Origin of the sequence: Vibrio kasasachensis, assembly GCF_050337565.1 — a bacterium.
Lineage (GTDB): Bacteria > Pseudomonadota > Gammaproteobacteria > Enterobacterales > Vibrionaceae > Vibrio > Vibrio kasasachensis.
The window spans coordinates 124,041-136,344 of the sequence record NZ_JAKJTB010000014.1 but is presented as its reverse complement, the minus strand read 5'-3'; the positions used below and the strand labels follow the sequence as shown (position 1 = coordinate 136,344).

The window sequence follows — 12,304 nt, the reverse complement described above, 5'->3', positions numbered from 1 at the left end:
GCTTTAATTTGATTTGTTATTGTATCGACATCTATGATGATTTTTACCATCATTAGTAATCTATACCAGACATTATGATTGTATTGCTCGTAATATGGATTTTATGGTGGTGTTGTGGATATTTAATCGATTGGTAGTTGCTCTTATTGTTGACCAATAGCTATACATGATAGCTATTATAATGTCGTCAGTAATCGATTCCATCTTGTTAAAGTGCATGAGCGAGAATAGTTTGAATAATATTGGGTGTGATATATTGTGATTTGCATTAGGGAACTTTTTTAATATTTAACTCCGTAAATGTAACAATATATTTAACATTGCTTTCTTTGATTTAACCTTCGTTGGTTGTGCGCTAAGTGTAATGGATGTGTTGCGTAAATGTTTGTTTGTGGTTTGTGAAATGACGAAATTCGTCAAGTTGAATTGATTAATTAGGTTGGATATATGAAAAATAATAAAACAGCACGCCAATTGTACCAAGTATATGCCGGAACTAAGTTTTTTATAAAAAGACCAAGGCTATTTTATTCTTCATTTAAGCAAATGTTCAGTAATGATACGATCTCAACAATAGAAAGTATGAATCTTTCTATAAAGTGGTTACTACTGTCTCAAGAACGTACTTCGGACCAAGGCTATTCAAGAGGTTACTATTTTGGCAAGAACTGGGATAAGAGCTATATAGAAACAACAGGCTACATTATCAGTACAATGTTAGAGTTTGGGGAAAAATATAATAGACAAGACTGTATAGACTCAGCGCTAAGAGCTGGTAAATGGCTTCTGTCTCAACAACTAGAAAGCGGTGCATTTCCTGACATTGATAAGGGAAAACCGTTGGCGTTCGATACAGGGCAGGTATTGTATGGTCTCAATTCTTTGTCTACCTCTAAATACGTGAATGAAATAGATAGAAATAAATATCTGGTCGCAGCAGAAAGGGCAGCCAATTGGCTTTCAATGAGCTTAGATGAAGATGGTTCCTGGTCGTCTGTCGGCTTCAATAATATGGCTCATACTTATTACTCTCGCGTGGCATATGCAATGGCGAGTACAGGCTGTATTCTTGATAGAGAAGACCTAAAAGCTTCAGCTAGAAGAAATATTGAATGGGTTTTAACATCACAACTAGACAATGGATTTTACTCCAATCTAAAAATGATGGATGGTATTGAAGCTACCTTACACCCAATTGTATACGTATTGGAAGGGTTGTTAGATTACTATGAGCTTACTAAAGAGCAGGATGTCTTAGATTCCTTGCTTGTAAATGCGAGTAGATTAAAAGATATTAATCTAACAAGAGATATAATCTTGGGCTCTCAATATGATGAATCATTTAATTGTACAAATGATGAGAAATGCATGACAGGTCTCGCTCAATGGGCGGGTATATGTATGAGGCTTTACAAGCTTACCTCTGTCGAGGGATACCTTACTTGTGCTAGAAAAACCCTTTATTTTCTTAATGCTAAACAGTTTAAAAAAGGTAAAGATATTAAAGGAGCATTTCCTGGGAGCCTACCGTTTTGGGGAGTGTATAGCCCTTACAGCTGGAATAATTGGCCCGTCAAGTTCTATGTTGATGCTTTAATGCTCTATATAGATTATGAAATGGATTATAAAGAAGAATCTATGAATTGGACGCAAGAGTGCTTCTCATTTTGTCCCAATACAGTCATGCCTGACTTTTCATATGTTTCTGAAAGAATATATTCTTATTTAGAAGCGGCACTAAATTCTAACTGTAAGGTATTAGACTTAGGTTGCGGCGAAGGTAAATACGTTAGAAGGTTGAATAGTGCAGGCTTCAATGTTCAGGGGGTTGATCCTTGCTTTTTTAGTGAAGAAGATAATATCAGTTTAGGATCTTGTTACAACATTCCTGCTTGCAGCGATACTTATGACAAGATTTACATATCAGAGACCATGCAGCATGTGAAATATATCGATTCAGCACTCTATGAGGTTAGTAGAGTACTCAAGTCTGGAGGTGAGCTGATAATCATTGATAGAAACCCTATTAGTGTGTATGGAATATTAAAACCGTATAAAGAAATTATGAATAAGTGGATGTATCCTGCATACTCACCATTTTCTGAAAAATGGCACAAACATGATAAATGGTTTGATATTTTAGAGAAATCAGGGTTTGACTTTTTGGAATATGTTTCCATTACTAACAAAGATAGTAGCAAATACTCTTGGTTTTCAAAGTATCATATAATTAGGGTGAAAAAAGTTAATTAGCCTTATAAAGGTTACTTTTCGGACGTTAATTTTTTATATAAATTGGTATCAACTCGCGTCTTGGATTTGCCATTGATTAATCTTGCCGATAGTTGAGGTTTTAAGCACCTATCGCTCTTGGTAAGAGTTAATTACTGAAATTTCATTACAATTGCATGCCCATTTTTATAAATATACTTGTTGTCAATTGATGATTTTTTGACATATTGTGCAGCTGACTTGGTGGTTAAATTGAAATTCTTATAATTTGCTTTTTATGAGAACAATGCAATTACTGATTCGCTCAAATCTGAACGGTTAAAGCAAGATATCCATTTTATCTACGGATATTATTCTCTAGATGCTAAGATAGATTCATGCCCTAATGTAAGTAGGTTGCAAGGAAGAATAATTGAAATTTCTATAGATGATGTCGAAGAGAAGCATCTGCATATCAAGTCGTTTTTGTCTGGTTGGATTGAATTATATGATTAAGAGAAAAATATATTTTTTTACAAGAAGTTATACCCCAGAGTATTGTGGTGGAGGCGCTATCGTACGAGAGCAAACGGTAACTCTGTTGCGAGAAAAAGGCTATGATGTGACAGTTGTTCTTTTTACCACTAACCCAATAATGTGGAGAGAAATCGAAAATGTTATACCTATTGAGGTAACTCATAATTTACTTAGACCTTCTCTTATACTTGAGCACTTAGGCCTTATGTCTGATTATTTAAGTCCTTGGGTAGAAAATGCGGTAAAATATCTGGTAAAGCAAATTAAGAAGGATGATATTTTACTCGCCACATCCGGAGGTGAGTTGGGTTGTATCGAGTTAGCTGCAAAAATAAAGCGTATCACCGGTGCTAAATTATTAGTTAACTTACATGACCCGATTAATCATTCTAAAGTTTTAGGAATTAAAATACCCACTCGATTTCATGTGGATAGAACTAAAAAAGCTTATAAGGTGTTAGCAGAGGCTAATGCAATCATTACATCATCAAAATTATATGCGAATGAACTAAAAAATAAAATACCTAGTAATATTATAGTTGATCACTGGTACTTTGGTTTTTCGGGTGAACCAGGAAGTATAAAAGCCTCTAATGAAATCAGTAATGGATTTAACCTAGTGTATGCGGGCAATATGAATAATATGCAAAAGCCACAAGTTCTACTAGAAAGTCTGATTGGTAAACCAATATTTGATTCTATTAACTTTCACTTTTTTGGTTCTGGTATAAATTCGGAAATAATTAAGAGTTATGGTGAGATACATCCAAATGTTTATTTTCATGGTCAGAAAAGTCAAGATTATATTCATGACTTCTATGCTAATAATGCTCAGGCTGGATTTATTTCGTTAATCGGTGATTACTTTAAACCATTCGTTCCATCAAAGTTATATGACTATATAAGGTTTGGTTTACCGGTAGTTGCTTATTTGCCAGATGGTGATGCATGCAATCTGATAAACATGCATGGCTTAGGTGTAGTTGGTAGTGATTTGGTTGATTTAGAGAAGAATTTGACAAAGATGATAGAAGACCAAGAGTTATATGAAAAAATAAGGCGTGACGTAACTTATAATGTAAGCGACTGGTCTATAAAGCATACATCTAAAGCATTGTTTGATGTTATAGATAAGATTCAGGATTGAATTATTAATAACAAGGTGTTTTCTCGCTTGTTATTAACAAAGATAATAAATTGTTCTCCGGAAGATAAATGTTCTAAATAACAAATTAAGAAGTTTGTTCTGGAATGTTAAAGAAAACCAAACATTTAAATCTAGACTATATTACTAAGCTATTGTCTCATGTCGCGATATATAGGGGTTAAAGCAGCATTGTTAAAGTGCGGAATTGGTTTCTTATTCTGTAGATAGTATGGTGTAGGGGGCGGTTGAACCTTTAGATAAATCTAAAGGTTCTTATCCGAAGACAGTTCTTAGAAAGCACAACCGGGGATATTCTAATTTGTGTATTATAAGATCATGCTTAAAATCAAAGAGTAGGGTGTTGTTGCTTATGATATGATGGAGTATAAATTATCAGGAAAACTATAATATAATTCAATTTTTACAGAGAGTTAAGCTTATGCTTGACATGGAGTTAGAGGATGGTTCCCAAGCTATTTTGCTACGAGTTCGAAAAGCAGTTACAAGTTAAAGGCAGTTTTCCACGTTTAGTCATGCCCCTAAAGATATTAAGCGAACTTGCCTTGAAAAACTTAGAGCATGTATGTGCTACAACCACAGCATTGAATATGAACGATATTTTAATTAGAAGTTAGTATGAAGATTTGTCATTTATCTACTGTTCATTGCTATAACGATGTTCGAATCTTACAAAAGGAATGCACTAGCTTGAAAGCCGCGGGCTATGACGTTTCTTTCATTGTGCCTCACGAGAGGGATGAGTCTCTAGCGGGCGTGAAAATTTACGCTATTGCTCGTAATATGTCCAAATTCTCAAGGTTATTTGTCCAGCCAGTGCGCTTGCTCAGGAAGGCAATGAAAGTAGAAGTGGATCTTTACCACTTTCATGATTTTGAACTTTGGCCAATCGCTGTTGTACTGCGATTTATGGGTTACAAGGTTATTGCAGATGTACATGAAGATGTCCCAGCACAATTAAGGCAAAGGAAGTGGATTCCTAGATTGTTGAAACCGTTATTGTCTTCGTCTTCTGCGTTTATAGAAAACAATTTAAGCCGCTTCATGACTGGAATTGTTGTTGCGGATAAGAATCTTGAAAAAAGATTTGCGCGTTATAACAAAAATGTTGTCACACTGAATAATTATCCTTTGTTATTTGAGTTGCCTGCTCGCCGATATAACGAGCAATTTCGAGTGGTCAGTGTTGGCGGTGTTTTTGATGAACGTTGTGCTGACCTGATTATTGAAGCTGCAAAAGATTTAAAAGATGTGTCCTTTGCTATCGGTGGAGGGGTCGTAGGTACTTATCAAGGGTTAGAGTGGCAGACCGATAATTGTAAGTATTTAGGTCGCTTGTCTTTTGAGCAAGTTCAGCAAGAATATAGTGATGCAGATTTGATTATTGTTATGTTCAGTAATGCTGACAATCATAGAGATATCAAGTCTAATCGTTTTTTTGAATCTATGTATGCAGCCAAACCAGTTTTGGTTTCGAACATGCCTAATTGGGTTGAATTTATTAACCAGTATAAGTGTGGTCTAGCAGTTGATTTAAATTTACCTCATGCACTAGCAGATTCCATCGATAAGTTACGAGTAGATAGGGTCTTAGCCGGGGAAATGGGTGAGAAAGGTCGCGCTGCTGTGCTTAGTTCATTTAGTTGGAGTTCAGAAGAAACCAAGTTGCTAGCTTTCTATTCCGATATCAAAATGACTTTAAAGTAGACTCGCCATGAACATTATCTTAATCAATCACTATGCTGGTAGTCCTGAAATGGGCATGCCCCTACTCTTGCCTGATATTCCAGTTAATAATACAGCATCATTGGTTGATTTTTGTGCAATGCCGAAGAGTTATAGTAAAAGCAAGTATATCAGATGCATTATTTAAACCTGAACTTGCGTGTGAAGGTGGTTATTTACGATTCTGAATCGAAGATATGTAGAACTTAATCATGATTATAAAACTAATACTACTATTAAGATCATGGGAAAATTTTATAAGTTAAATTTGGATTAAAGCAGAGTTGGGTTGATTGATGAAAGGTGTGCAAAATGTGTTGGTCCTCGCTCCTCATACAGATGATGGCGAATTGGGTGCTGGGGGGTTCATCAGTAAACTGATAGAACAAGGTGTGATTGTTTGGTACATGGCTTTCTCAACAGCTGAAGAATCAGTACCCGACCATCTTCCCAAAACGATTTTAAGAGATGAGGTTAGGAATGCCACATCAAAATTGGGGATTCCTGAAGAACAGTTAATTATAAAGAATTACGCGGTAAGGAAGCTAAACTACGTTCGTCAAGATATCTTAGAAGATTTAATTGAAATCAGAATGAAGCAAAGCTTTGACTTAGTATTATTGCCTTCAAGAAATGATATTCATCAAGATCATAGTGTTGTAGCGACTGAAGGTGTACGTGCATTTAAAGGAACAAGTATCCTTGGGTACGAATTAATTTGGAATAATTTATCTTTTGACTCAACATGTTTTGTTACTTTAGAGGAAAGACATGTTCGTGCAAAATGCACGGCTTTGTATGAGTATAAGTCGCAAAGAAATCGATCTTATATGAAGGAGGACTTTATATACTCTCTTGCAAAAACAAGAGGAGTTCAATCAGGTAACGAGTATGCAGAGTGCTTTGAGGTAGTAAGATGGGTTATAAATTAATAAAAAGTATAGGTTTAGATGAGTTACTGTCTGGTATTGGTGTATCTTTTAAACCAACAAATGCGGTAATTAATTCAATCTCTGGGTTATCTGATGCGGTTCATGGCTCATTACTCTTTGCATCAAAATTGGTCGACCCAGTTAAGGAAGGCGTTGTTTTTTGTCTAGAGGGGCAAGACGCAGAGCTCCCCATTGTTGTAGAAAAACCTCGTTTAGCATTTTGTCGTGCACTTAATTTTCTGCTAGATAACAACTATCTTTGTCGACGCTCAATTTGGGGAGATGGGTTAGTTGACAACTCTTCTCATATTGCTACTTCTGCCGTTATAGAGCCGCATGTTATTATTGGTAAGAACTGTGTTATTGAACATAATGTAGTTATTCATTCCGGTTCTATTCTTGGTGATAACGTGATCATTCGTAGTGGGAGTATTATTGGTTCCCAAGGGTTTGGATTCGAAAAAGCAGATGATGGAAGTTATATTCGTTTTCCACATTTGGGGCGAGTCTTCATTGGCGACAACGTTGAGATAGGTGCTCTTAATTCAATTTGTATTGGAGGATTATCTGACACTGTGATTGAATCTGACGTGAAGACTGATAATCTAGTTCACATTGCTCATAATTGCAGAGTTGGCAAGAATGCTATTCTAACTGCATGTGTAGAGCTTAGTGGTAGTGTCGTTATTGGTGATAATGTGTGGCTTGGACCTAATAGTAGTGTATTACAGAAAGTGACTATAGGCGCAGATTCAGTTGTAGGTATAGGCTCTGTTGTAAGAAAAAATGTAGATAGTGGTTGTACCGTTGCGGGTAACCCAGCAAGAAGAATAAAATGAATATCTTATTGATTAATCATTATGCAGGCTCTCCTCAATTAGGTATGGAGTACCGCCCTTTCTACATGGCCAAAAGTCTTGCGGAACAAGAGCATGAAATGTTCATTTTAGCTGCAGATAATAGCCATTTGAGAAATGTAAAACCTCTACCTAAGCGCGAAGTTATTGAGGACGTTGAGTACTGGTGGTTGAAATCATATCCATACTCTGGAAACGGGATTTCTCGCGTTATTAATATCTTTTCTTTTCTTTATGAAGCAATAAAGAAAGCAGATGATATTATTCAGTGGTCTACACCCGATGTTATCATAGCTTCTTCAACATACCCTTTAGATAATTATCTTGCTCATTATTTGGCAAAGAAATGCGGGGCTAAAGTCGTATATGAAGTGCATGACTTGTGGCCTTTATCACCGATGGAGATAGGTGGCTTATCCAAATACCACCCTTTTATCTTGCTTTTACAGATATCTGAAAACTACGCATATAGAAATTGTCATCAAGTAATATCTATGCTTCCTAATACCATTGGACATATGCTGGAGCACGGATTAAGTGAGCGGAAATATAACTACATTCCAAATGGTGTATATATAGAAAATATTCAATCGCAGGATCTGCCAAGCGAGCATACTGAAGCTTTATATAGGATCAAGTCGAAAGAAAATCCGATAGTTGGCTATGCCGGAGGGCATGCGAAATCAAATGCACTTCACTTTCTGCTCGAAGCTGCACAAAAGTTACCACACATCGAGTTTGTTCTCGTTGGTGATGGTGAGCAAAAGGAAAAGTTAGTTCGTCAAGCTTTGGGGTTAGATAATGTGACTTTTCTCCCTACAATTAGTAAGTTAGCTGTTCCGTCTTTTTTAGCCCATTGCGATATATTAACTTTGGTCTGTAATGATTCTAGCTTGTACCGTTTTGGGGTCAGCCCTAATAAAATATTCGACTATATGTTAGCGAAAAAGCCTATAGTTCAGTTATTAAACACCGAATTTGAACCAGTATCCATGGCAAATGCAGGGTTTACCGCTCCGAATCTTGATGAGTATATGCTTGCTTTGAAAAGGATTGCAGGAATGCCTTTCGAGCAACAAGAAATCTTTGGTAAAAATGGTTACAGCTATGTACTGGAGCATCATGAGTACAGTAAACTTGCAGCAAAATTCATAGAAGTGTGTGAAAAATAATGGCGTTCATCCCTTATTCTCGTCCTGTACTAGATGAAGAAGAAATAAACGAAGTAGTGAGCACTCTACGCTCTGGTTGGTTAACGACGGGACCAAAGGTTGCCCAGTTTGAATCTGACTTTGCTCAGTTTGTTAGTGCTGATTATGCACTTGCAGTTAACTCTGCTACGGCAGGTTTGCATCTTGCACTTGAAGCGATTGGTGTTGGGACGGGAGATAAGGTTGTTACGACAGTTCATACCTTTACTGCAACCGCAGAGGTTATTCGCTATTTAGGTGCTGAGCCTATTTTTGTCGATATTCAGCCAGATAGCTACAATATCGATCCTGAATTGGTCGAGAAAGCGTTACTATCACATGACAATATTAAAGCGATCATTCCTGTGCACTATGCAGGTCAAGCTGCTGATATGACAGCGTTAATGGCTCTTGCAGTGGAATATAACGTTAAGGTCATTGAGGATGCTGCGCATGCGCTACCTACAACACACAATGCTCAGTTAGTTGGTACGATTGGTCACATAACGGTGTTTAGTTTTTACGCTAATAAAACTATTACCACTGGTGAAGGTGGTATGGTGGTAACGAATGATGAGAGCATCGCTAAGCGCATAAAGACCATGCGTTTGCACGGTATTAACCGTGATGTTTTTGATCGTTTTACATCAAACAAACCAAACTGGTACTACGAAATTGTCGCACCAGGCTACAAGTACAACATGATGGATATGTGTGCAGCAATCGGCATTCATCAGTTAAGAAAAGCGGATAAGTTTCAGCAGGCGAGAGATGCGATAGCGCGTCGCTACTCTGAAGCTTTTTCTGAACTACCGGTAGTAGTTCCTATGAAGGTGAATGAGTCAGATACTCACGCTTGGCATATATATTCAATTCAGCTTGAACTAGAGAAATTGAATATTACTCGAGACCAATTTATTGAGAAAATGAGTGAGCATGGCGTAGGGACTTCAGTTCACTATATTCCATTGCATAGAATGCCTTATTGGAAAGAAACCTATGATCTTAGAGATCAACAGTTTCCAATATCTAGTCATATATCAGATAGGCATGTAAGCTTGCCTAACTTTGCTTCTATGACGGATGAAGATGTAAGTCGAGTCATTGAAGCGGTGGCTAACATTTTGAATGAGGCAATAGACGTTGCTTAAGAGATTTTTTGATATAACCAGTTCTTTTATTGGATTGGTTTTGTTAGCGCCGTTATTTATTTTTATCGCATTATGGATAAAAATTACAAGCGTTGGACCGATACTCTTTTGTCAGACCCGAGTGGGATTAAATGGAAAGCGATTTTCTATTTTTAAATTCAGAACCATGGTGGTAGATGCTGAGAGTAAAGGGCTAAAGGTCACAGTAGGAAGAGATCCTAGAATTACTTTTTGTGGTCATTTTTTACGCCGTTACAAGCTTGATGAGCTTCCGCAACTTACCAATGTACTAATGGGCAGCATGAGTGTTGTTGGTCCAAGACCAGAGGTTCCTGAGTACATGGATGAGTATACGGATGATGTCAGAAAAAAAATACTCTCTGTTAGACCAGGAATTACCGATAAAGCATCTATCGAGTTCACGAATGAGGCTGAAATTTTAGCTTCATCTTCAGACCCTAGAGCTAGTTATATTAATGATATTATGCCGGTCAAGGCTAAGTACTATACTGAATATGTTGAAAATTATTCATTTGGTACGGATATATTAATTATTTTGCAAACACTGAAAAAGATTATTTCTTGATATGAGTCCAATCAGTTTTATTTGGAACGCTCCTCGATTTCTTAAAAGGGCGATTAGTGTAACCCTTGATATGGTTTTTATTACAGTCGCTTACTGGGGGGCATACTGGACTCGACTGGGTGAAAGTGGCTTAGTTGAGCTAGATAGTGGACATCAACTTTCTTACGTGATTGCTTTGTTTTCAACATTGTTTCTTTTTATTCAAGTTGGCTTGTATAGAGCAATTTTGCGTTATATGAACACCAAAGCCCTACTGACTATCTTATCTAGCTGTGGTTTGTCAGCTCTGTTTGTCATCTTAGCCTCATACTATACGCATACACCACTCCCAAGATCCATTCCAATTATTTATGTAGCGTATCTTACTTTGCTGTGCGGCGGAGCAAGACTATTGGCTAGAACAATGATCAATCGTACTGGTCGTAAGCAAAAAACAAATGTAATCATTTACGGTGCTGGTGCTGCTGGTAGGCAATTGGCTAATTTGCTTCACCAAGGGTCGGAGTATCATCCAGTATGTTTTATTGATGATAATACTCGCCTATGTAAAAGTGCCGTTCACGGGTTGAATATTTATCAAAAGAGCTTCTTACCAAGTCTCGTTCATAAGTATAACGTCGAGAAGGTCTTGCTGGCTTTACCATCAGCGACGCGAACCCAAAGAAAACGGATCATTTCATCATTGGTATCATATAATGTTGAGGTGCTTTCAATCCCTCCGTTAGCTGATATCGTCAATGGTGAGCTTAAAATTGATCAATTAAAAGAGGTCGCGATTGAAGATTTACTTGGTCGGGATTCTGTTAGTCCTAACCAGAGATTGCTAGATAAAAATATTAAAAACAAAGTAGTGATGGTGACTGGTGCTGGCGGCTCTATTGGTTCTGAGCTTTGTCGACAAATTGCTCGTAATAAACCATCGAAACTAATTTTGTTTGAATTATCCGAGTTTGCTCTCTACCAAATTGAACGTGAACTGAACGCATTGATAGATGCAGAACAGCTTGCTGTTGAGATCGTCCCGTTATTAGGGTCAGTTCAGCGAATTAATCGTTTGGCCACGGTAATGAAAAGCTTCGGTGTTCAGACTGTTTATCATGCGGCTGCATATAAGCACGTCCCACTGGTTGAATATAATGTAGTTGAAGGGGTGAGAAATAATGTCTTTGGTACATTCTATTCAGCGACGGCAGCAGTAGAGGCCTGTGTAGAGTCGTTTGTTCTGATTTCTACCGATAAAGCCGTGCGCCCAACCAATGTAATGGGTACGACCAAACGTATGGCAGAACTGGGTTTACAAGCGTTAGCAGAGCAAGAAAATGCTAAAGCTAAAGGTACTCGTTTCTGTATGGTGCGTTTTGGCAATGTATTAGGCTCATCTGGCTCAGTGATACCTGTATTTAAAAAGCAGATTGCTTTAGGTGGACCTGTAACTGTAACTCACCCTGATATTATTCGCTATTTCATGACCATTCCTGAAGCGGCGCAGCTTGTGATTCAAGCGGGTGCAATGGGTAAAGGTGGTGATGTGTTTGTACTTGATATGGGTGAACCGGTTAAAATTACCGACTTGGCTGCGAACCTTATCCACCTTTCCGGATTGGAAGTGAAAAATGAGGACAATCCACACGGTGATATTGAGATACTGTTCTCAGGTCTTCGTCCTGGTGAAAAACTATTTGAAGAATTGCTGATTGGCGACAATGTCGAAGGAACGGCGCATGAGCGCATCATGGCGGCGAAGGAAAGGTTCTTACCTATAGATGAGTACCAAGTTTTACTTTCCGCGCTTGATGAGGCTTGCCATAACTTTGAACATGAAAAGATTAGGCAGTTATTGCTAGATGCACCAACTGACTTTATGCCCACTGATGGTATTGGTGATCTGGTGTGGCAGCAGAGCCGGAAAGATTTAGAAAAAGAAAAATTGCATTAATAAAAAAAAGCGCC

At 37.6% G+C, this 12,304-nt stretch carries 9 protein-coding genes; all 9 read left to right on the top strand.

All coding sequences use genetic code 11. The annotated features are described in order from the left end of the window. The first annotated feature begins 447 nt into the window (after positions 1-447). Positions 448-2,253, top strand: coding sequence for a methyltransferase domain-containing protein (locus L4C38_RS12485; protein WP_428797886.1), 1,806 nt, complete (start codon positions 448-450; stop codon positions 2,251-2,253). Positions 2,254-2,719: 466 nt separating this feature from the next. Beyond that, positions 2,720-3,895, top strand: coding sequence for a glycosyltransferase family protein (locus tag L4C38_RS12480; protein WP_428797885.1), 1,176 nt, complete (start codon positions 2,720-2,722; stop codon positions 3,893-3,895). A gap of 708 nt (positions 3,896-4,603) precedes the next feature. Next, positions 4,604-5,620 (top strand): glycosyltransferase family 4 protein, encoded by a 1,017-nt coding sequence (locus L4C38_RS12475; protein ID WP_428797884.1) that lies wholly within the window; start codon positions 4,604-4,606, stop codon positions 5,618-5,620. Between the two features lie 314 nt (positions 5,621-5,934). Further along, positions 5,935-6,570 (top strand): PIG-L deacetylase family protein, encoded by a 636-nt coding sequence (locus L4C38_RS12470; protein WP_428797883.1) that lies wholly within the window; start codon positions 5,935-5,937, stop codon positions 6,568-6,570. Continuing rightward, a complete protein-coding gene (locus L4C38_RS12465; protein WP_428797882.1) occupies positions 6,555-7,409 on the top strand; it encodes a hypothetical protein in 855 nt (284 codons plus the stop codon). Before L4C38_RS12470 ends, L4C38_RS12465 begins: the two co-directional genes overlap by 16 nt. Next, positions 7,406-8,599 (top strand): glycosyltransferase family 4 protein, encoded by a 1,194-nt coding sequence (locus L4C38_RS12460; RefSeq protein ID WP_428797881.1) that lies wholly within the window; start codon positions 7,406-7,408, stop codon positions 8,597-8,599. Before L4C38_RS12465 ends, L4C38_RS12460 begins: the two co-directional genes overlap by 4 nt. After that, positions 8,599-9,768, top strand: a complete 1,170-nt coding sequence (locus L4C38_RS12455) for a DegT/DnrJ/EryC1/StrS family aminotransferase (RefSeq protein WP_428797880.1) — start codon at positions 8,599-8,601, stop codon at positions 9,766-9,768. Before L4C38_RS12460 ends, L4C38_RS12455 begins: the two co-directional genes overlap by 1 nt. Then, entirely contained in the window at positions 9,761-10,354 is a 594-nt protein-coding gene (locus tag L4C38_RS12450; RefSeq protein ID WP_428797879.1) for a sugar transferase, read from the top strand. Before L4C38_RS12455 ends, L4C38_RS12450 begins: the two co-directional genes overlap by 8 nt. A 1-nt stretch (position 10,355) precedes the next feature. Next, positions 10,356-12,290, top strand: a complete 1,935-nt coding sequence (locus L4C38_RS12445) for a polysaccharide biosynthesis protein (protein WP_428797878.1) — start codon at positions 10,356-10,358, stop codon at positions 12,288-12,290. Positions 12,291-12,304: the final 14 nt, after the last annotated feature.

Excerpts from the sequence above, each read along its gene's own strand:
- L4C38_RS12445 (WP_428797878.1), top strand. The coding sequence starts at position 10,356 with ATGAGTCCAATCAGTTTTATTTGGAACGCTCCTCGATTTCTTAAAAGG.
- L4C38_RS12455 (WP_428797880.1), top strand. The coding sequence starts at position 8,599 with ATGGCGTTCATCCCTTATTCTCGTCCTGTACTAGATGAAGAAGAAATA.
- L4C38_RS12470 (WP_428797883.1), top strand. The coding sequence starts at position 5,935 with ATGAAAGGTGTGCAAAATGTGTTGGTCCTCGCTCCTCATACAGATGAT.
- L4C38_RS12460 (WP_428797881.1), top strand. The coding sequence starts at position 7,406 with ATGAATATCTTATTGATTAATCATTATGCAGGCTCTCCTCAATTAGGT.
- L4C38_RS12465 (WP_428797882.1), top strand. The coding sequence starts at position 6,555 with ATGGGTTATAAATTAATAAAAAGTATAGGTTTAGATGAGTTACTGTCT.
- L4C38_RS12485 (WP_428797886.1), top strand. The coding sequence starts at position 448 with ATGAAAAATAATAAAACAGCACGCCAATTGTACCAAGTATATGCCGGA.
- L4C38_RS12480 (WP_428797885.1), top strand. The coding sequence starts at position 2,720 with ATGATTAAGAGAAAAATATATTTTTTTACAAGAAGTTATACCCCAGAG.